The organism is uncultured Tenacibaculum sp. (assembly GCF_947502995.1).
Taxonomy (GTDB): domain Bacteria; phylum Bacteroidota; class Bacteroidia; order Flavobacteriales; family Flavobacteriaceae; genus Polaribacter.
Genome location: NZ_CANNBW010000003.1, coordinates 219,255 through 240,062, shown reverse-complemented (window position 1 = coordinate 240,062; position 20,808 = coordinate 219,255). Strand labels below are relative to the sequence as shown.

20 protein-coding genes are annotated in these 20,808 nt (G+C 30.1%); 13 read left to right on the top strand and 7 right to left on the bottom strand.

The genetic code is table 11. The features are described 5' to 3' along the window. Nucleotides 1–23 precede the first annotated feature (23 nt). Both hemW and Q1A46_RS03820 read left to right on the top strand, forming a co-directional pair. Nucleotides 24–1,157: a radical SAM family heme chaperone HemW gene (gene hemW / locus Q1A46_RS03825; protein WP_299674133.1), complete on the top strand. Its 1,134-nt coding sequence runs from the start codon at nt 24–26 to the stop codon at nt 1,155–1,157. Beyond that, a complete protein-coding gene (locus Q1A46_RS03820) occupies nt 1,154–1,906 on the top strand; it encodes a cyclase family protein (protein WP_299674130.1) in 753 nt (250 codons plus the stop codon). Before hemW ends, Q1A46_RS03820 begins: the two co-directional genes overlap by 4 nt. On the opposite strand, the gene Q1A46_RS03815 is transcribed toward Q1A46_RS03820, so the two are convergent. Genes Q1A46_RS03815 through Q1A46_RS03800 form a run of 4 tightly spaced genes read right to left on the bottom strand, consistent with a single transcriptional unit; the run spans nt 1,903 to nt 5,838 of the window. Next, entirely contained in the window at nt 1,903–2,898 is a 996-nt protein-coding gene (locus Q1A46_RS03815; protein ID WP_299674127.1) for a hypothetical protein, read from the bottom strand. The genes Q1A46_RS03820 and Q1A46_RS03815 overlap by 4 nt on opposite strands. Then, entirely contained in the window at nt 2,895–3,482 is a 588-nt protein-coding gene (locus tag Q1A46_RS03810; protein WP_299674124.1) for a hypothetical protein, read from the bottom strand. The genes Q1A46_RS03815 and Q1A46_RS03810 overlap by 4 nt, the downstream gene beginning before the upstream one ends. A 9-nt stretch (nt 3,483–3,491) precedes the next feature. After that, the gene (locus tag Q1A46_RS03805; protein WP_299674120.1) at nt 3,492–4,643 is read right to left on the bottom strand and encodes a serine hydrolase; all 1,152 of its coding nucleotides are present in this window, start codon (nt 4,641–4,643) and stop codon (nt 3,492–3,494) included. Nucleotides 4,644–4,701: 58 nt separating this feature from the next. Further along, nucleotides 4,702–5,838 carry an amidohydrolase gene (locus tag Q1A46_RS03800; protein ID WP_299674117.1) on the bottom strand — a complete coding sequence of 379 codons (1,137 nt, stop codon included), beginning with the start codon at nt 5,836–5,838 and terminating at the stop codon, nt 4,702–4,704. 140 nt (nt 5,839–5,978) lie between these two features. Here Q1A46_RS03800 and Q1A46_RS03795 point away from each other — a divergent pair, with 140 nt between their 5' ends. Beyond that, nucleotides 5,979–6,590 carry a DUF4230 domain-containing protein gene (locus tag Q1A46_RS03795; RefSeq protein WP_299674114.1) on the top strand — a complete coding sequence of 204 codons (612 nt, stop codon included), beginning with the start codon at nt 5,979–5,981 and terminating at the stop codon, nt 6,588–6,590. Next, a complete protein-coding gene (locus Q1A46_RS03790) occupies nt 6,590–6,955 on the top strand; it encodes an MmcQ/YjbR family DNA-binding protein (protein ID WP_299674111.1) in 366 nt (121 codons plus the stop codon). Before Q1A46_RS03795 ends, Q1A46_RS03790 begins: the two co-directional genes overlap by 1 nt. On the opposite strand, the gene Q1A46_RS03785 is transcribed toward Q1A46_RS03790, so the two are convergent. Then, nucleotides 6,952–7,791 carry an AraC family transcriptional regulator gene (locus Q1A46_RS03785; RefSeq protein WP_299674108.1) on the bottom strand — a complete coding sequence of 280 codons (840 nt, stop codon included), beginning with the start codon at nt 7,789–7,791 and terminating at the stop codon, nt 6,952–6,954. The two genes, Q1A46_RS03790 and Q1A46_RS03785, sit on opposite strands and share 4 nt — an antisense overlap. Nucleotides 7,792–7,942: 151 nt before the next feature. On the opposite strand from Q1A46_RS03785, the gene Q1A46_RS03780 reads away from it, so the two are divergent. From Q1A46_RS03780 to Q1A46_RS03760, 5 genes are read left to right on the top strand one after another with little or no spacing between them, the layout of a single operon-like run. Then, complete coding sequence (locus tag Q1A46_RS03780; RefSeq protein WP_299674105.1) at nt 7,943–8,857, top strand: dihydrodipicolinate synthase family protein; 915 nt, start codon at nt 7,943–7,945, stop codon at nt 8,855–8,857. Nucleotides 8,858–8,861: 4 nt separating this feature from the next. Next, nucleotides 8,862–10,442, top strand: coding sequence for an aldehyde dehydrogenase (NADP(+)) (locus tag Q1A46_RS03775; RefSeq protein WP_299674103.1), 1,581 nt, complete (start codon nt 8,862–8,864; stop codon nt 10,440–10,442). A gap of 4 nt (nt 10,443–10,446) precedes the next feature. After that, entirely contained in the window at nt 10,447–11,454 is a 1,008-nt protein-coding gene (locus tag Q1A46_RS03770; RefSeq protein ID WP_299674101.1) for a 4-hydroxyproline epimerase, read from the top strand. Nucleotide 11,455: 1 nt separating this feature from the next. Beyond that, nucleotides 11,456–12,703, top strand: a complete 1,248-nt coding sequence (locus Q1A46_RS03765) for an FAD-binding oxidoreductase (RefSeq protein ID WP_299674099.1) — start codon at nt 11,456–11,458, stop codon at nt 12,701–12,703. Between the two features lie 12 nt (nt 12,704–12,715). Next, complete coding sequence (locus Q1A46_RS03760) at nt 12,716–13,267, top strand: 5-formyltetrahydrofolate cyclo-ligase (protein WP_299674097.1); 552 nt, start codon at nt 12,716–12,718, stop codon at nt 13,265–13,267. 913 nt (nt 13,268–14,180) lie between these two features. Here Q1A46_RS03760 and rho read toward each other — a convergent pair. After that, nucleotides 14,181–15,872, bottom strand: coding sequence for a transcription termination factor Rho (gene rho, locus Q1A46_RS03755; protein ID WP_299674095.1), 1,692 nt, complete (start codon nt 15,870–15,872; stop codon nt 14,181–14,183). A gap of 196 nt (nt 15,873–16,068) precedes the next feature. Here rho and Q1A46_RS03750 point away from each other — a divergent pair, with 196 nt between their 5' ends. From Q1A46_RS03750 to Q1A46_RS03735, 4 genes are all read left to right on the top strand, one after another. Beyond that, nucleotides 16,069–16,500 carry a DUF4293 domain-containing protein gene (locus Q1A46_RS03750; protein ID WP_299674093.1) on the top strand — a complete coding sequence of 144 codons (432 nt, stop codon included), beginning with the start codon at nt 16,069–16,071 and terminating at the stop codon, nt 16,498–16,500. 301 nt (nt 16,501–16,801) lie between these two features. Continuing rightward, nucleotides 16,802–17,461 carry a response regulator transcription factor gene (locus Q1A46_RS03745; protein WP_299674091.1) on the top strand — a complete coding sequence of 220 codons (660 nt, stop codon included), beginning with the start codon at nt 16,802–16,804 and terminating at the stop codon, nt 17,459–17,461. Nucleotides 17,462–17,651: 190 nt separating this feature from the next. Next, nucleotides 17,652–18,362, top strand: coding sequence for a hypothetical protein (locus Q1A46_RS03740; protein WP_299674089.1), 711 nt, complete (start codon nt 17,652–17,654; stop codon nt 18,360–18,362). A 78-nt stretch (nt 18,363–18,440) separates the two neighbouring features. Next, a complete protein-coding gene (locus Q1A46_RS03735) occupies nt 18,441–20,237 on the top strand; it encodes a tetratricopeptide repeat-containing sensor histidine kinase (RefSeq protein WP_299674087.1) in 1,797 nt (598 codons plus the stop codon). Nucleotides 20,238–20,260: 23 nt separating this feature from the next. Here Q1A46_RS03735 and Q1A46_RS03730 read toward each other — a convergent pair whose 3' ends face one another. After that, nucleotides 20,261–20,755 carry a metallophosphoesterase gene (locus Q1A46_RS03730; RefSeq protein WP_299674085.1) on the bottom strand — a complete coding sequence of 165 codons (495 nt, stop codon included), beginning with the start codon at nt 20,753–20,755 and terminating at the stop codon, nt 20,261–20,263. Between the last annotated feature and the right edge of the window lie 53 nt (nt 20,756–20,808).

The window sequence follows — 20,808 nt, the reverse complement described above, 5'->3', positions numbered from 1 at the left end:
TGATAACTGATAACTGATAACTGATGAGTGGAATTTACATTCACATTCCGTTTTGTAAGCAAGCATGTTATTATTGCGATTTTCATTTTTCTACATCTTTAAAAAGGAAGGAAGAAATGATAGCTGCAATAATTGCAGAGTTAACAATGCGTAAAAATGAGTTCGATAATGAAGCGATAAAAACGATCTATTTTGGAGGAGGAACACCAAGTGTACTAAGCCAAATAGAAATTGATCGTATTATTAAAGCAGTTTACGATAATTATAAAGTTATTGAAGAACCTGAAATTACTTTAGAAGCCAATCCAGATGATTTAACTTCAGAACGAATTGAAAACTTAGCAAGTTCTTCTGTAAATAGATTAAGTATAGGAATTCAATCTTTTTTTGAAAAGGATTTAAAACTAATGAATAGAGCACATAATGCAGAAGAAGCAAAAAGAAGTTTATCTCATGCAATTCGTAAGTTTGATAATATTTCAATTGATTTAATTTATGGAATTCCAAATACAACAAATGAAGAGTGGCGAGAAAATATTCAAATAGCATTGTCTTTCGGAGTTCCACATATTTCAAGTTATGCATTAACTGTTGAGCCTAAAACAGCTTTAGAAAGTTTTATTGAAAAAGGAATTATAGATAATGTTGATGATGAGTTAGCACAAGAACAATTTTTAATTTTAGTTGATGATTTAAATAAAGCAGGATTTCAGCATTATGAATTATCTAATTTTGGAAAAGAAGGTTTTTTTAGTCAGAATAATTCTGCATACTGGCAAGGAAAAAAATATTTAGGAATTGGTCCGTCTGCACATTCTTTCAATGGAAAGCAACGAGGTTGGAATATCGCTAACAATGCATTGTATATAAAAAAAATAACTACTGGAGAATTACCTATAGAGATAGAAGATTTGTCAATTACAGATCGTTATAACGAGTATGTCATGACAGGTTTACGAACAATTTGGGGAGTTTCTTTTCAAAAAATAAAAGAAGATTTTGGTATTAAATATTTAGCATATTTAAAAATGCAAGCCGAAAAATTCATTCTTGAAGATTTATTGTATATTGAAAATCAAACACTAAAAACAACACGAAAAGGAAAGTTTTTAACCGATGGTATTGCTTCCGATTTGTTTAAATTAAATTTATCTTGATTACAACAATTCAGTATAAATCAAAAAAATATCAAATAGATTTATCGAAACCAATAGATATTTCAATTCCTGTTGATACGTCCAAAGAAAATGTAAATGCTTGGTATTTAGATGATCCTAAGATTTATGCAGAACAATTTGGAGATGAGGTAATAAAAGTTTCAGAAGGAGCGCCAGTAAATTTCAATACGATTCAATTCAATCCACATTCACATATTACACACACAGAATGTGTCGGACATATTACTGAAAAAGTACATTCTGTTAATGAAAATTTAAAACGCTTTTTTTTCTTAGCTGAAGTGGTTACTGTGGTTCCAGAAACTTTAGGAGAAGACGAAGTAATTTCTAAAAAACAATTACAAGTTGTTTTAGGGAATAAAAAAAGAGAGGCTATTGTAATTAGAACTTTACCTAATTTAGAAAATGAAAAAAAATCAAAAAGATATTCAAATACTAACCCTCCATATTTGTTAGAAGAAGCTGCTATTTACTTAAGAGAAAAAGGTGTTGAACATTTATTAATTGATTTACCTTCTGTAGATAAAGAAAAAGATGATGGATTGTTGCTTGCTCACAATGCCTTTTGGAATACAAAAGGAGAAATACGATTACATGCTACAATTACAGAATTTATCTTTGTTTCTAATACAACAGAAGATGGAACATATTTCTTGAACTTAATGATTGCACCTTTTGAAAATGATGCGACTCCAAGTAAACCTATTTTATACAAGATTTTAAGCTAAACTTTGTAAGCATCTATAGTACAAGTTAATTTTTCTGAAATACCGTTATGTGTTCCGTTAATTACTATTTCCCAATAAATAGATGCATCTTCAAACTCCATACTTCCTAATCTTTTGTTTTCAGGAAATTGAAATTCTACTTCAGAACTTCCTTTACTTTTTAAAGGTTTTACGGGTGATTTAAATATAGTCTCTGTGTAAGTTGTAGAAGAAGTACCTCTATTGTCTACCACTTTTTCTACAATACGATAATGGATTTGAGCTTTATTCAAACTAAAATTTCGAGCAGGTTTTACATAGCAAATAAATCCATTTTCTCTATTAGAAGTTTTTAAAGAAATATCTCCAATTCTGCTCTTTTTAATTTCGAATTGAACATAACTTATTATTGCGGTCGCAATAACTAGTAAAAAAATATGAAATCCATGAAAATTAAAATTTAAGCCAATTAAGGAAAATATATAGAGGGCAGCAACGATTAAAGCGATAATTAATGTGCCAGAAAAGTTAAATGCTAATTTTAAATCGCTGTGTTTTTCGCTGATTTTATATTGTTCTTCGTTATTAAATTTATTGAAATAACCAGAAATTTTTGTAGAGTAATCAGAGGTGAAAAAAGATTTCATTCTAGTAAAAACGCCTCTGTCTAATTTTTCTAAATCTTCTTCATTAACATGAATTTTGGCTTCACAACTATATGAAATACTAACATTTTTTCCTGTATAAGATTCAATATAATCTTCATTTAAGTTAAATGAAAAAGGAATTTCATAAGTTTCATTTTTAGTTAAAATTTTTCTGTCATCAATCTTAAATGTTACCAATTGTTTTTTTACACTCGACATTCTTCCACGAGCTTCTAAATATACAATTCCATCAATATGGTCTATTATTAAATCTTCTTTAGGATGAATATTTAAAACTCCATCATATACGTTAGATGTTACAGCGCCAAAAACGTTTATACTGGCATTTAATATAGAATTACTCATTGGTATTTTTCGTATAAATGATTTATAATTCCTCGATAATTATCTCCAAATTTTCTGATTAGCTTATTTACATCAGTAATGCTAAATAAAGTTTCAGGTGTATTAGAACCAGAAGCTAACTTTAATCTTTCATTTAAAATAGCTTGAAGTTTTTCTGGTTCTATTCCTTTAAATCGTATAGAATGATATTCTTTTTTAGCTAGTAAACAATCAATTTTTCTTCGCCAATGTGTAGTATAAATCACTACTTTTTTTTCTTTGAATAATTGAACTCTGTTTGAAAAACTTAAATGATGAATACTATCTACAAAAACAATTTCTGAAGTATTTTTCATAACATCAGAAACTGATGAAGTAGAGTTTAAAAGAAAAATAGGGTATTCAGGTAAAATATGTTGTAAATATCTTAAATGACTAGTTTTTCCTCTTCCTTGTCTACCAATAAACTCTAAAGCTAAAGAATCTGAATTTTGAATTCTATGAATTGTCTGATCAATATCTATATTCGGTAGAATAACTTTAGGAATATCTTCATGTAAAACTCCAGAAAATGGATTAAAATGAAAACTTGAATTAGCAATCATTTAGTAGAATTATTTTTGATCTAACCAATTGTTTTCTTTCAATGTGATAACCGATTTTTCAATAATTTCAGAAAGATTACTTCTGTATTTGTTGAATAATCCAGCAATAAAAATATTCTTCTCAGGAATACTAATATAGAATGCTTTAAATCCTCCTTGTGAACCAGTGTGTGAAAACATATTAACTCCAAGTTCTTGAGGTAACGATTTTCTAAAAACTCCTTTCTGACCAATAAACCAGCTATAACCAACATTAGGAGCAATAGAATCTTTCCATGTTTTAGGATGGTAAATTTCTCTAGATTTCTGAGTTAATTCTTTGCCTAAAAACACATTGTTTAGTAAAGCTTCTTCATATTTAGCTAATTCTAAAACTGTACTCCAAATACCACCATTTCCAGAAGCAGCAAAAGTAGGTATTTCACCGTAGTCAGCTTCTTGGTATTTATCGTTTTCATCTTTATAATATGCGTGAGCAACTCCTTGTTCAGGATGCGGACCATCTGTAATAGTACTTGTTTTCATTCCAGAAGGTTCAAAAATGTTTTCTTTAATAAAGTCTTGCCATTTTTGTTTAGAAACTTGTTCAACAATTAAAGCCAATCCATTATAAGAAGGGTTTGAATATTGAAACTTTTCTCCAGGTTGAAAGTTTAAAGAATCTGCACGTTTTATAGGTTCAAAATTAGCTGTGTCTTTAGCCGTTAGAAAAAAATCATAGTTATTTCGTACATCTCTAAGATCAGGCAACCCCGATGTATGCGATAAAAGATGTTTGATTTTTACTTTTTGAGCAATCTCTTTATTGTCGAAATCTTTAAAATATTTATAAATGCTATCTTCTACAGAAAGTAATCCACGTTCTTGTAAAATTAAAATAGCATTAGATACAAATGTTTTAGAAATTGATCCCGTATTAAAAACTGTATGCTCAGTAATTTTCTTTTCAGTTTTAAGATCTTCAACACCGTAGTTTTTTAAGAAGACAATTTTACCATCTTTTTTTACTAACAAAGATCCTCCAGGTTCATTTTCTTTAAAAGTGTTAGAAAGAACACTATCTAAAGTTTGAGTTAAATTTTCAGAGTATTGATTTTTCTTTTCTTTTTGGTTACAAGAAATTATAACAATAGCAATTAAGACAAACAAAAGTTTTTTCATAGAATAGGTTATATGAGGTTGATTAATTTATGGTTGCAATTTAAAAAATAATTAAGAATCACCTATTCTCTAATGTTATCTTAAGTATTTCTCCAAACATTGCAATACCTGTAGGGATAATTTCATCAGGAAAATCGTAAGAAGGATTATGTAATGGAGCTGTACTTAAACCAGAACCTAAACCAAACATTCCGGTTTTATAATATCTAGAAAACCAACCGAAATCTTCACCAAACTTAAAAGGATAATTACGTTCTTCAATTTTAAAATGTAAGTTTTCAGCAGCATTTTTTATGATTCGATTACAGTCTAAGTTGTTTTCACTGGCAGGAAAATGCTCTAACCAATTCATTTCATGTTTTAATTGATGTTGTTTACTGATTTGATTAATGATATTTAGGATTTGAGTTTTCAGTTGCTCCATGGTTTTTAAACTCCAGGTTCTAATTGTGTAATGAAGTTCTGCTTCTCCAGGAGAAATTCCGTAATTAGCTTCTCCAACTTTTAAATGAACAGGAGTTAATACTTGAAAATTTTCAGCATTAGGATCACTAATATTTAATTTATCTAATTCTTGAGTAAGTTGTGCTATTCCTAAAGTAGGATTAATTCCATTTTGAGGTTCTGCAGCATGAGAAGCCAAACCTGATAATTTTAAAAAAAAGCTTTCCACTTCAGCAGAAAATCCATTTTTCATTGTAATTACAGTGTGTAAATCAACTCCAGGAATGTTATGAAGCGCAAAAATATAGTCGATATTTAATACTTTAAATTTTACATCTTCTAGCATTTCATACGCTCCTTTTCCTGTTTCTTCAGCAGATTGAAAAATTAGTACAACTCGACCTTTTTTTAAATTTTGTTCTTTTAACCAAAAAATTAATCCAGTAACTATAGCCATATGTCCGTCATGCCCACACTTATGAGAAACACCTTTAAAAACAGATTTGTATTCAAAATTATTTGTTTCGATAATGGGCAATGCATCTAATTCACAACGAATAGCTACAGTATTTCCTTCGGTTCCGAAATTATATACTACGGCAAAACTTGGCCCTCCAATTTGAGTGATAAATTCACCTGGATAATGAAGTTGAATAAAATCTTGAACTCTTTTAGCAGTTTGAAATTCTTGTCCTGAAACTTCAGGGTTTTTATGAAGTTCTTTGCGAAAGTTTACAATAGTAGAATGCATCTGTAGGTTAGAATTAGAGAATAAAATTAGCAATTTAAATATCGAACAACTATTAAAGTATTCTTAACAATACGAAAATGTTTGTGACTTTCATTGTAAAAAAATGGTCTCAATTAATGATATAAACTTATATTTATCCTATGGAATTATTGTTTTTTGGATTGGCTTTAGGTGCTGTGGCCTCTTATTTTATTTTTCAAAAGTTTTCTCATGTGAAAAGCAGGAACTTAACAGAAAATCAATCTGTAGTTTTATTAGATAAGATTAAAAAAGTTACTAAACTAATTACTGTTGAAGGAGATTTTGCAGAGATTTACCATCATGAAGATACACAGGGTAAATTTTTAGGGTTAATTTCTAGTAAGAAAAAAGCAATTATTTTAATTAACGCGAAAACACATATTGGTTTCGATTTTAGAAAGATTAAAATGGAAGCTGACACAAAAAATAAAACAATTAAATTGTCTGAATTCCCTCAGCCAGAAGTGTTATCTGTAGAACCTAATATTCGTTTTTACGATATACAAGATGGTTTTTTAAATAAATTTAATTCAGAAGATTTAACCAAAGTTAATCAAGCAGCAAAAGAACACGTACTTCAAAAAATACCAAATAGTAATCTAATGCAAGCTGCAAATCATGAAGCTTTAGAGGCCATCGCTTTAATGAAAAATTTGATTGAAGCCATTGGATGGAAGTTAGATTATTCTGCGCTTGAATTGCCAAGTGGAAACATGAAATTATTAGAATAATGCATATAGAACAACTTAGAGAATATTGTATTCGTAAGAAAGGAATTACAGAAAATTTTCCTTTTGATGATGTTACTTTAGTATTTAAAGTAATGGGAAAGATGTTTGCTTTGGTTGGTTTGAATCATTGGGAGAAAGGTGAAGAGAAAATAAATTTAAAATGTGATCCTGAAAAGTCTGAAGAACTTAGAAGTGAATATGAAGGAATTAATCCGGGATTTCATATGAACAAAAAGCATTGGAACACAATAACAATCAATCAAGATGTTCCAGATGAATTGGTCTTTGAGTTAATAGATCATTCATATGATTTGGTTGTGAAAGGATTAACAAAAAAGTTAAAAGAAGAATTAAAAAATCTTTAATGATTTTTTCGATATTGAGAAGGAGTCATTTTTTTTACTGCTAAAAATTTTCGATTAAAATTAGATAAACTGCTATATCCTGATTGATATGCAATTTCATTAATTGCAGTTTCTTTATTTTCTAAAAGTAATTTACAAGCATTTTCTACACGAAGCTCATTTAAAAAAGTAAAATAGGTTTTATTAGTTCGTTTTTTAAAGTAGTTGCAGAAAGCGTTTTTAGTCATGTTTGCTTTTTCAGCAATACTATTTAAATCAATTTCAGAATTAAAATTATTCATAGTGTAGTTCATAATGATTTGCATTCTTCTACCATGATTTTCAGTATACTTTTTAGGATAAATAAATTTTGAAAGTGATTCAGTATTTACACTATTAAACTTTTGTAATAGCTTAAGAAAAATAATAAAACGTTCTAAGTCAGAACTATTTTTCAAAGCATGAAAATATTGAGATATAACTGTATTTGGAGTGCCAATTTTAAAACCATTTACAGTTTTTTTTAATACGTTTTCTAAAGATTTAAAATCATCTAAAGCAAAAAAATCTTGTCCAAAAGATTGTTCTGTAAAAAATAAAGATATCATAAAAGAATTCTCAGAAGTCTCTAAATCACTTTTGAAAAGATGAGGTAAATTGCTTCCTATAATAAATACATCGTTGGTGTAATATTGATGAATAGTGTCTCCAACAACTAAAGTTCCTTTTCCATTTACGATATAAGAGATTTGAATCTCTTCATGCTGATGAAATTTATCATAAAAAACCCCTTTATCTTCTTGATAAATTAACCCCAGATTTTTGGGTTTCGGAATTTTAAATGGTAGTGCTTTCATGATAGTTTGCTATACACAGTTAAATATAAAATTAATGTATTTTAATTGATAAGTTTAATAAATGATTAATATAGTATTAGTTTTGAATAATTTTGATGTTTTTTAATGTATACATCTCCAGTAATTTTGTCATAAAAAAACATAAATTATCATGGCAATAGAATGGAGAGGAGTTATGCCAGCCGTAACGACTAAATTCACATCAGATGATCAATTAGACCTTAAAACGTTCGAATTAAATATAAATGCTCAGCTAGATGCGGGAGTACATGGAATTGTTTTAGGTGGAACTTTAGGAGAAGCTAGTACTTTATCTAATGAAGAAAAAAGTGAACTCACACAAACAACAGTAAACATAGTAAACGACAATATTCCTGTTTTAATTAATATAGCAGAACAAACTACAAAATCTGCTATTGCAGCTGCAAAAAAAGCAGAGCAAGACGGAGCCAAAGGATTAATGATGTTGCCACCAATGCGTTATAAAGCAGACGGAAGGGAAACTGTAGCATATTTTAAAGCAGTAGCCGATAATACTTCATTGCCAATTATGGTGTATAATAATCCAGTTGATTATGGTATAGAAGTTACTTTAAATATGTTTGAAGAATTGTTGTCTTGTGATAATATTGAAGCGGTTAAAGAATCTACTCGAGATATATCAAATGTTACTAGAATTAAAAATGCTTTTGGTGATCGCTTAAAAATAATGACAGGTGTAGATACACTAGCTTTAGAAAGTTTGTTAATGGGAGCTGATGGTTGGATTGCTGGTTTGGTTTGTGCTTTTCCTAAGGAAACTGTAGCTATATATGAGTTACAAAAAGCAGGGAAAATACAAGAAGCTATCGAGATTTATAGATGGTTTTTACCATTGTTAGAGTTAGATATAAATTCTAAATTAGTTCAGAATATTAAATTGGCAGAAGTTGCTACAGGAATAGGAACTGAAAATGTAAGAGCACCTCGATTACCATTAATTGGAGAGGAGCGAAGTAAAGTACTTCAAATTATTGAAGAAGGATTTAAAAACAGGCCATCACTACCAAATTATAAAAGTTTATAAAACCATGATTACTGGAAAAAATCATATAGGAAATCAATTATCTTCTTTAGGAACTGTTAGATTTAAAACCATAAATCCTGAATTAAATAAAGAAAACGAGTTTGAATATTTTCAGGCGACTGAAGAAGAGATAAATCAAGCAGTAGATAAAGCAGAAGAGGCTTTTCATAGTTATAAAAATTATTCTGGAAAACAAAAAGCTGAGTTTTTAAGAACAATTGCAGATGAGATAGAAAGCTTAGGAGACGATTTAATAAACACATATTGTTCTGAGACAGGTTTACCTCCAGTAAGAGCTGCTGGAGAAAGAGGAAGAACAGTTTTTCAATTACGTTCTTTTGCCGATTTAGTTGAAGAAGGTTCTTGGGTAGAAGCTTCTATAGATACTGGAATTCCAGATAGAACTCCAGCACCTAAACCAGATTTAAGAAAAATGAATATTCCACTTGGTCCTGTTGTGGTTTTCGGAGCAAGTAATTTTCCATTAGCTTATTCTACAGCCGGTGGAGATACAGCAGCAGCTTTAGCTTCAGGTTGTCCAGTAATTGTGAAATCACATCCAATGCATGCAGGAACAGGAGAGTTAATTGCAACTGCAATTGTGAAAGCTGCTGAAAAAACAGGAATGCCAAATGGAGTTTTTTCAAATATTAATGCGAAAGATTATTCAGCGGGACAACAATTAGTGAGTCATCCAAAAATAAAAGCAGTTGGGTTTACTGGAAGTATTAAAGGAGGAAGAGCTTTATTAGATATTGCGGCTAAACGAGAAGAACCAATTCCTGTTTTTGCAGAAATGGGAAGTATAAATCCAGTAGTTTTGTTGCCAAAAGCCTTAGAAAATAGAAGGAATGAGATAGCAAATACATATGCAGGATCAATAACATTAGGAACAGGACAATTTTGTACAAATCCTGGTTTAATTTTAGGAATAGCAGGAGAGGAATTGTCTGGTTTTATTAATGAATTAGGATCAAAAATTAAAGAAATAAATCCTTCTTGTATGTTGCATCCAAACATTCATGGAGCTTACGAGAAAGGAAAGCAACAAGCGATGAATCAAAACGATGTAACGATTGTGGCTAATTTAGATGAAGAGATTCAAACAAATTATGCTTCTCAAGTAGTTGCAACCGTTTCTGGAAAAACGTTTTTAGAAAACTCAACTTTACATCACGAAGTTTTTGGTCCATTTTCAATTGTAGTTCAATGTGAAAATTTGGAACAACTAGAGGAGATTATTTCAAGTTTAGAAGGGCAGTTAACAGGAACTATAATTTCAGATGATAATGAAATATCAAGATATTCGAGCTTAGTAGCTAAAATGCAAAACAGAGTAGGACGATTAATTTTTAATGGAGTTCCAACAGGAGTTGAAGTATGTCCTTCTATGGTACATGGTGGTCCGTATCCTGCTTCTACAGATAGTCGTTTTACCGCAGTTGGTGTAAATTCTATAAAACGTTGGGTTCGTCCATTTAGTTATCAAAATTGGCCAAATGAGTTATTACCAGACGAATTAAAAGATGAAAATCCATTAGGAATTTCACGAGTAGTAAAAAACGGACAAATAAACAAAGTTTAATCGAATGAGAAGCGTTTTTACATGTATTGATGGACATACATGCGGAAATCCTGTTCGTGTTGTAAAAGAAGGAGGTCCAAAACTTATTGGTAGGTCAATGAGTGAAAAACGACAACATTTTCTCCGTGAATACGATTGGATTCGTAAAGGATTAATGTTTGAACCTCGTGGGCACGATATGATGAGTGGTTCAATTTTATATCCGCCTCAAAATCCAGAAAATGACTTTGGAATTTTATTTATAGAAACCTCTGGTTGTTTACCAATGTGTGGTCATGGAACTATTGGAACGATTACAATAGCGATTGAAGAAGGTTTAATTCAACCTAAAACAAAAGGAGTTATTAAAATGGAAGCTCCTGCTGGTTTAGTAGAGATCGTATACAAAGAAAATAACGGAAAAGTAGAGTGGGTAAAACTAAAAAACGTAAAAAGTTATCTAGCAGCAGAAGATTTAACAATTGATTGTCCAGAGTTGGGAGAGTTAACTTTTGATGTTGCTTATGGAGGAAATTTTTATGCAATTGTAGATCCGCAAAAGAACTTTTCAGGAATACAAGATTTTACCGCATCAAAAATCATACAGTATTCTCAAATATTACGTGACCGTATTAATAAAAAATACCCGAATTATTTTGTGCATCCAGAAGATGATACTATTAGAGATGTATCTCATATGTTGTGGACTGGCGATCCTTTAGATAAAAGTTCTTCTGGAAGAAATGCTGTTTTTTATGGTGATAAAGCTATTGATAGAAGTCCTTGTGGTACAGGAACATCAGCAAGAATGGCACAATTATATGCTAAAGGAAAATTAACGATTGGAGAAGATTTTATTCATGAGAGTTTTATAGGTAGCAAATTTGTCGGTAGAGTAGAGCAAGAAACTACAATAAATAATAAAAAAGCAATTATACCAAGTGTACAAGGATGGGCAAAAATATATGGTTACAATACGATCGTAATTGACGATGAAGATGATCCTTATGCACATGGATTTCAAGTAATATAAGATGAAAAAAAGAGTGGTTATTATTGGAGGGGGAATAATTGGGCTTTGTACAGCCTATTATTTACAAAAAGAAGCTGCTGAGATTATCGTGATTGATAAATCAGATTTTACTTCAGGGGCTTCTTATGTAAATGCAGGGTTAATTACTCCGAGTCATATTATTTCTTTAGCGAGTCCAGGAATAATTACCAAAGGAATTCAATGGATGTTTAATTCTTCTAGTCCATTTTATGTAAAACCAAGATTGAATTATGATTTTTTACAGTGGTCTTGGTTATTCAAAAAATCAGCGACTTCTCAAAAAGTAGCCTCTTCAATACCCGTAATTAGAGATATTAACTTGCTTAGTAGAAGGCTTTATGAGGAAATGAAATCGGATAAAAATTTTAATTTCTTTTATAAGCATAAAGGTTTATTGATGTTGTATAAAACGGATAAAGCTGGTGAACAAGAATGGAATGTAGGGAAAAAAGCAATTGATTGTGGTTTAAAAGTAGAGCATCTTTCTCAAAAACAATTACAAGAAATAGAGCCAACGGTGAATGGCACAATTAAAGGTGCAATACACTATTTGTCGGACGCTCATATGACACCGCATCAATTTATGCAGCAAATGAAGCGTTTTCTAATAGATAAGGGTGTAGTTTTTAAAGAGAATACTGAAGTAGAAGATTTTGAAATTCAATCAAATGTAGTTTCAGGTTTAAAAACTAAAAATGAATTCATAAAATTTGATGAGGTCGTTATCGCCAGTGGTTCTTGGTCTCAACAGATACTGAAAAAATTACAGATTAATGTTCCGATTCAAGCAGGAAAAGGATATAGAATAGATGTAACAAAACCAACTAAGATCAATATTCCTTCTATATTATTAGAGGCAAAAGTAGCTGTTACTCCAATGGAAAATGCAACTCGTTTTGCTGGCACTATGGAGTTAGGAGGAATAAATCATACGATTAATCCTAAAAGAGTAAATGCTATTGCTAACGCTGCTGAAAGTTATTACAATGAGATTCAGATAAATGAAGATGATAAAACTTCAGCTAAATGCGGTTTAAGACCATGCTCCCCCGATGGTCTTCCGTATATAGGAAAACTATCTAATTTTAATAACGTTACAGTAGGAACAGGTCATGCAATGATGGGATGGAGTTTAGGACCAGCGACAGGAAAATTAATTACTGAAGTTATCTTTAATAAGAAAACAAGTATGAATATTAACTCTTTTAATGTCGAGCGATTTTCTTAGTATTTTTGTAGCATGAATAAAAATGAATTAAGAAAAATCTATAAAGAAAAAAGAAAAGAATTATCTAAAGAAACTATAGATACGCTAGAAAGAGATATTTACAAACAAATATTTGAATGCGATTTTTCTACAGTTCAAAATATTCACATATTTCTTCCAATAGAAAAACAGAAAGAAATTAACACGTATCCAATTATTGATTTCCTGAGGAGTCAAGGAAAAAATATAATCATCAGTAAAAGTAATTTTACCGATGCTACATTAACACACTATCTTTTTGAAAAAGATACAGTTTTACACGTGAATAAATACGGAATTCCAGAACCAGAAGAAGCAAAAGAAGTAGATGTAAAAACTATTGATTTAGTTTTTGTGCCCTTGTTAATTTCAGATGAAAAAAAATATAGAGTTGGTTATGGTAAAGGTTTTTATGATCGATTTTTAAGTGATTGTAAAGATGAGGTACAAACAATTGGATTAAACTTTTTTAAACCAGTAGACTTAATTGGAGATTTAAATGAGTTTGATGTTTCGTTACAAAAAGTAATTTACCCTAAGTTTTAAATTAAGGATAAAAAAATTTGGATAACTAACCATTATCCAAATTTTATAATTTCTGGGTATCCCACTATATTTAGTTCAATTTATATAATGCTAAATTTTCTCAAAATTATTAAATGCTTGTTAATGAACTAATATAGTCCCTTACTCATGTTACAAATATATAATAGAGTACTTTTTTAATTTTAAAATTTAGATGAATGGAAGCTTAAGTTTCGGTAAAATTAACATATGTTAATTTTTTTTTTGGTTTTTCTTTTGATTAATAGTTGTTTTTACTTTTTGTTGTTAGCTTTAATAAAACAAAAAAATATGGATAACTTTTGGTTATCCATATTTTTAAGTCAGTTGGGTTGTAATAATTCTTTAAATCTATCTTTTTAAAAATGCTAAATCGCTCCCAAATAAATAATTAAAATGCTATAGACTTAAATAATCCCTCATTTATGATATCAAAGATATAGTGGAACTGTTGTTTTCTTTTTTAAATTTAGATGAATGGTAGTTAATGTGTCGATGAAATTAACATATGTTAATTTATTTAGTTTTATCAGAAAAATGAAAAAGAGTTAGGATAGGTATAAAAAATAAAGATTTGGATAATGTAAATTATCCAAATCCATATGTCAATCGGGGGAATGTGACAATATATTTGAGCCTGTCTATTTAATGTAAAAATGTTAAAATCGCTCCCAAATTATTAAAATGCTTGTGACCAAATATATGTCCCTTGCTTCTGATATTAAATATACCTCAAATATCCTCTTGAGTATTAAAACCTTAGACGAACGGTAGGAAATGTGTCGATGAAATTAATATATATGAAGATAAGTTGAATTAACATATGTTAATAAGACGCAAAAAAAATACCCAATAATGGGTATTTTTTTTGTCGTATTTTTTGTCAAAACAAATGTTATCCATTCATAGAAATTAAGAACTCTTCATTGTTAATCGATGTCTTAATTCGTTGTTGAATAAATTCCATAGCTTCTATTGGGTTCATGTCCGCTAAATATTTACGTAACACCCACATACGTTGTACTGTTTTTGGGTCTAATAATAAATCATCTCTACGAGTACTTGACTTAATTAAGTCGATAGCAGGATAAATTCTTCTATTAGCAATGTTACGCTCTAATTGAAGTTCCATGTTACCAGTTCCTTTAAATTCTTCGAAGATTACTTCGTCCATTTTAGAACCAGTTTCAGTTAATGCAGTAGCAATAATTGTTAAAGAACCACCATTTTCAATATTACGAGCCGCACCAAAGAAACGTTTTGGTTTATGTAATGCATTAGCATCTATACCTCCCGATAAGATTTTACCAGAAGCCGGAGCAACAGTATTATATGCACGAGCTAAACGAGTGATAGAATCTAATAAGATTACTACATCGTGTCCACACTCTACTAAACGTTTTGCTTTTTCTAAAACAATATTAGCAACACGAACATGTTTATCAGCTGGTTCGTCAAAAGTAGAAGCAACAACTTCTCCACGAACACTACGTTTCATGTCTGTAACTTCCTCAGGACGCTCATCAATTAATAAAACAATTTGATATACTTCAGGATGATTTGCTGCAATTGCATTAGCAACATCTTTAAGTAACATCGTTTTACCAGTTTTTGGTTGTGCTACTAACATACCACGTTGTCCTTTACCGATAGGAGAGAATAAATCCATAATTCTCGTAGATAAAGAACTACCTTTTTCTGCTAAATTGAATTTTTCATTTGCAAAAAGAGGAGTTAAATGCTCAAAAGAAACACGGTCTCTAACAATATTAGGATTTAATCCATTAATCTTAGATACACGAATTAATGGGAAATACTTTTCACCTTCCTTTGGAGGACGAACATTTCCCTTTACAGTATCACCTGTTTTTAATCCGAATAATTTAATTTGAGATTGAGATACATAAATATCATCTGGAGATGATAAATAATTATAGTCAGAAGAACGTAAGAAACCATAACCATCTGGCATCATTTCTAATACACCTTCACTTTCAATAATTCCATCAAATTCAAAATCAGGGTCACGGTAACGATTTCCGCTCTTGTGTTTAGGTCCTTGATTTTTATTTTGATGTTTGTTATTATTTCTGTTTTGATTGTTATTTCTATTCTGGTTATTATTCTTCTGGTGATTATTTTGAGACTTATTGCTCTGATCATTCGAAGAATTTTTCTGACCTCTATTATTATTTTGATTGTTGTTATTCTGGTTGTTGTTACTAGAATGTTGAGGTTTTCTCTGCTCGTTTTTAGCAGTATTCGTATGAGCACTAGTAGTTTGTTTTACAGTACTAGCTGCTTGCTCAACAGATTTAGAAATACGTTTTCTTTTAGGTTTTTCAGCTTTTGCTTCAGTAGCAGCAGGTTTTTCTGCTTCTTTTTTCTCACTAGCAGCTGCTGGTTTAGTTGTTTTAGGTTCAGGTTTTTCCTTTTTCTGCTCTTTAGAAGTCTCTGCCTGAGTGTCTAAAATCCTGTAAATAAGATCAAGCTTTTTTAACTGGCTTGTTTTCTTTAAACCAATTTTCTTTGCAATTTCTTGTAATTCAACTAATTTTTTAGCTTTTAAATCCGAGATTTCGAACATTAGAATATTTTTAAATTATAGGTATCTTTTTGAAAATAAGGGGATGATAATTTAGATCTTTGTTTTCTTGAATAGCTTACTTGCAACAAGTAAGTGGTGTGAGGTTTCCTTACCCGACAAATATATATAAATATTTTGATATGCAAAGTTTCTTTTTAAAAAAAGAAAATGTAAATTTGCAATCCAATTTTTAAATATGATACAAAGAATTCAAACGTTATACCTATTATTAGCCGGAATTATTTCTGGAGGATTAACTTTTGTATTCAACTTATGGAGCACTGCTAAAAGCACAATCTTTTCTTTAGATTTGTTACAAGCAGCTTCTTTTTTACAAAAAAGTATTCCAGTATCATTTTTTTTATCGGCCATATTATCTGTAGTAGCTATCTTTTTATTTAAGAACAGACAGTTGCAATTTGTAGTAGGTCGTCTTAATATTTTGACAAACCTTTTTTTATTAGGGGTGTTGGTATATTTATCTCTAACGTTATCTGGAGAAACCGCGGTTTCTGAGAAAGGTATTGGGATGTTCATTCCTGTTGTTACATTAGTTTTGCTAGTGTTTGCAAACAAAGCCATTAAGAAGGATGAAGATCTTGTAAAATCAGTAGATAGATTACGATAAACCTAACATCTTAATATATTTAGTGCGAATAAACCGAGAATAATACTATTCTCGGTTTTTTTATGTTATAACACTATTATGTTAAAATTTGGAGTCAACTAGCTTTTTTTACATTTTTTTTATGCCGAAAAGTAAAATTTTAATCCCTACTTTTGAAAAGCTAATACCAGATAAATAAAGGCCTCCGCAATATCCATCTAAGGGAAAACCCTTAGACGCTCAGGGTAAACCCTGAGAGGGTTTTCAGGGTGTTTGTAATTTGGCTACAACGCATTAACCTTATAAATTTGTACATGTAACAATGATAAAGAAAATCAAAGTTCATATCGCAGACGATCACCAGATTATTATTGACGGAATATCTGCGTTAATAAAGACAGAAGATCAACTTGAGTTAGAAGGCTACTCACTTACGGGCAAAGATGTTGTTGAATGGGCTCGTAAAAACAAAGCCGACGTTCTTGTACTTGATATTAACATGCCAAAATTAGATGGTATAGGTGTTTTAAAAGCGTTTAAAAATAGAAACGTAGATCAAAAAACCATAATACTATCTGGTTTAAGCGACCCGAAACTTGTTCATGAAATGATTGCACTTGGTGCAAAAGGTTTCATAGAGAAAAGTTCGGCAAGCGACCACATTATAAAAGCTATTAAAGCTGTGCATCGAGGAGAAAAGTATTACAGTGATAATATAAAAGAAAGTTTATTCGATTTATATATTAACGATACCAAAACCGACGATGCTATTAAAAGCAGTTCTGTAACAGAGCCGTTAACAGAACGAGAAATAGAAGTCTTAAAATTAATAACACAAGAATTAAGCACTTCTGAAATAGCAAAGAAATTAGACCTAACGGTCAAAACAATAGAAACTCACAGAAGAAACTTATACAAAAAGTTAAAGGTGAAAAATGTAGTAGGTTTGGCAATATATGCTGTTAAAAATAATATAGTTTAATCGACCTCCCTTCAATTTTTATATAGAGGTTCCCCGTCCTTATATATGTTCCCCCCCCCAGAAGCTGTATTATACGAAGTATTGTCAAGCCTACTACTTTTTCACTCTTTTTTATAAATAACGTAGTCCCCCCGAATTACTACCTTTTTTATAAAAGTTTAATATAATCCAACATTCAAAATTTAGTACGATGATAAAAAGATACTTACCTTTTTTAATGATAGTTGCTACATTAATTTCATCTTGTAGCACAGAAGAAAATGATATGATTAATGCTGATGTAGAAGGAGTTAACGAATCTCTTTTACAATCACACAAAATAAGCAGAGATGCTTCAGGAAAATATACAATAGATTATACTTTAGCTAAAAATGCGCAAGCAAACTTAGTGAAAGATGATGCTACACAAACTACAAATTTACATGCTTTTGAAAGTGAAAATGCATTATCATATAAAACAGCAAGTAACATATCTGATATAGAATTACAAAATAATAAAATAGATTTAGGTGTATATGAAAACGGAGAACAACGTAATTCGATAACAGTTGAAGATGAAAACATTATCTTAGCTAAAGGAGAGATTAATGCAAATTTTTTACAGACTTACAGTGTAGAGTATTTAGGTGAAGGAGAATTTGTTCTTGATTTTACAGTTCGTCAAGGAGTTACTGTTGATTTTAAATACAATCCAGATGAAAATATCTATGAAGTTCATTTAAAGGAAGGTGTTTCAAATGGCACTTCTTTTACAAAACTATACAAGAAAGCTGAACATCTACCGTTAAAAATTGATTTCGTTAATTATTTGATAAACGAATCATCTAGCCTTGCAATGTCTAAAAGTTTAGTTAGTCAATCTGCACAAACTAAGAGAGTTCCAAGATATGCTTGGGAATAATTAGAGTATAAAAAAACAAATGTAGCATTTATGCAAAATGTAAAAAATATTGTCCCCCTTGTTTTTATATTTTTATGTTTGAAAGTTAAAGCTGAGTCTGCCCACTCGGCTTTGACTCATTATAAAATTTATCAAATTCAGAAAGATAGTATAGAAGTTAATACATATGAATATGCTAATGTCCTATATGAAAATGAAGAATACGCAAAAGCTTTAAAAAAGATACTACCACTTTCAGAAATAGAAATAAAAAACCAAACACTAAAAGCAAAAATTAATTTATTAATAGGTAAGATATTATTAGAAGATGTAAAAAATAGAACATCTTTTAATGTTCTCAAAGATTCATTATCAAAAATAGATATAGATCTAGTTAAAGATTCATTAGGAAATGTAGTGCCAATAGCGTTTAAATATTTAAATAAATCTTTAGTTCTGTTAAAAGATGAAGGATTAGCTGATGCTAATGCTGAAACTCGAGATTATTTAAAAGCAGATATTTATTATAAAATCTCAGAATATTACAGAAGAAAAAAAATAATAGATAGTGTTAAACTTTATTATGGTAAAATATTAGATATAAATAACTTATCGGATAAGATTACTGAATATAAAGCTAAAACTTACTCTCAATTAGGAGGAGTTTCCATGATGGAAGGTAATTTGTCAAATGCAGAAGATTATATAAAAAAATCATTAGATATGAATTTAATGCTACAGAATAATATGTCTATAGCTATTTCATACATAAATTTGGCAACTGTACATGTTGAAAAGAAAGAATTTGAAAAAGGAAGAAAACTTTATAGTGAAGCCTTAACTTTTCTTGAGAATGAAAAATCTTTAAAAGCTATAAGATACAGAGAATTGTTATATGATAATATAGCATGGGCATTATATAATTTAAAAGATTATACAGCATATGATTTTGTTACTAGATCTTATAGTATAAGAGATAGTTTAAAAGACGACAAATTAAAAAAAGATTTAAATAGAATTTTAGCTGAAAATAATGTAGATAAAGTTAAAAAAGAGGCTGATGTACAAAAGTCTAAGCAAGAACAAAAAACTTGGGCTGTAGGTACAGCTGGCGTTGTAATATCTATATTACTATTGTATTTGGCAAACTTATATAAACTACGCCAACGTAACCTAAGTTTAAAACTATCACAAAATGAATTACGTCAGCAACGAAAATTAGAACGTTTAAATTCACAAGCCCAAGTGAAAATTTTAAATGCAACTTTAGATGGTAAAGAAACAGAACGTAAACAAATTGCTGAAATTTTGCACGATAACGTAAGTGCACTATTATCTTCTGCAAACATGCATTTAGAAGCTACGCAAAAGCAATACGGAGATAATATTCCAGAAGAACTGCAAAAAACGCAACAAATAATTACTGAAGCTTCAGAAAAAATTCGTGATTTATCACACAATTTAGTTTCATCTGTATTATTAAAATTCGGTTTAGAATATGCAACAAAAGATGTGGCGAAAAAATTCTCAAACTCAGAAATTAAAATTAGTACAGCAATTTTAAATGTATTTCGTTACTCACAAGATTTTGAAATTAAGGTGTTTAATATCATTCAAGAGTTAATCAACAATATTTTAAAACATAGTAAGGCAAAAAATGCATACATCATGTTAGAAGAAGAAGGTGAAATGATTAACCTTATTGTAAAAGATGATGGTGTTGGTTTCGAACAAGCTTCCGACGAAGACGCAGGTATTGGTTTAAATCAAATAAAAGCCAGAATTAATATGATGAATGGTAATTTTATCATAGAATCTTCAAAAGGAAACGGAACCAAAGTAATTGCAAGTATTCCTGTAGTTCGAAAAAAGGAAAAAGAAATGGCGTCTGCTTAAATTTAAAAAGTATACACTATACACTAATTCTTAGCCAACTCGATCACTTCCATATTTTCAATTTCTCCAGCGCGTAATTCAAAACGGATCATAGTACGAACTTTGTGAAAACCGTGCTTTCCAGCGGCGCCAGGATTAATATGAAGTAAATTAAAATGCTTATCGAATTGTACTTTTAAAATATGAGAATGACCGCAAATAAAAATTTTAGGTCTATTTTTTTGAAGTTCCCCATAAACACGAGTTTTATACTTTCCGGGATAACCACCAATATGCGTCATCCAAACAGAAACACCTTCCACTTCAAAAGCATTATCTAAAGGAAATTCTGCACGAGCTTCTGCATTGTCAATGTTACCATACACAGCACGCAAAGGTTTGTTTTCTTTAATAGTGTTGGTAACACGTAAGTTACCAATATCACCAGCATGCCAAACTTCATCTGCTTGTTGTACAAACTTTAAAATTTGATCGTCAATATAACTGTGTGTATCCGATAATAATAAGATTTTCTTCACAAAACGAAAGTACAAATAACCAAATAAAATCCGTAGTTTAGCTCTTTAAAAAA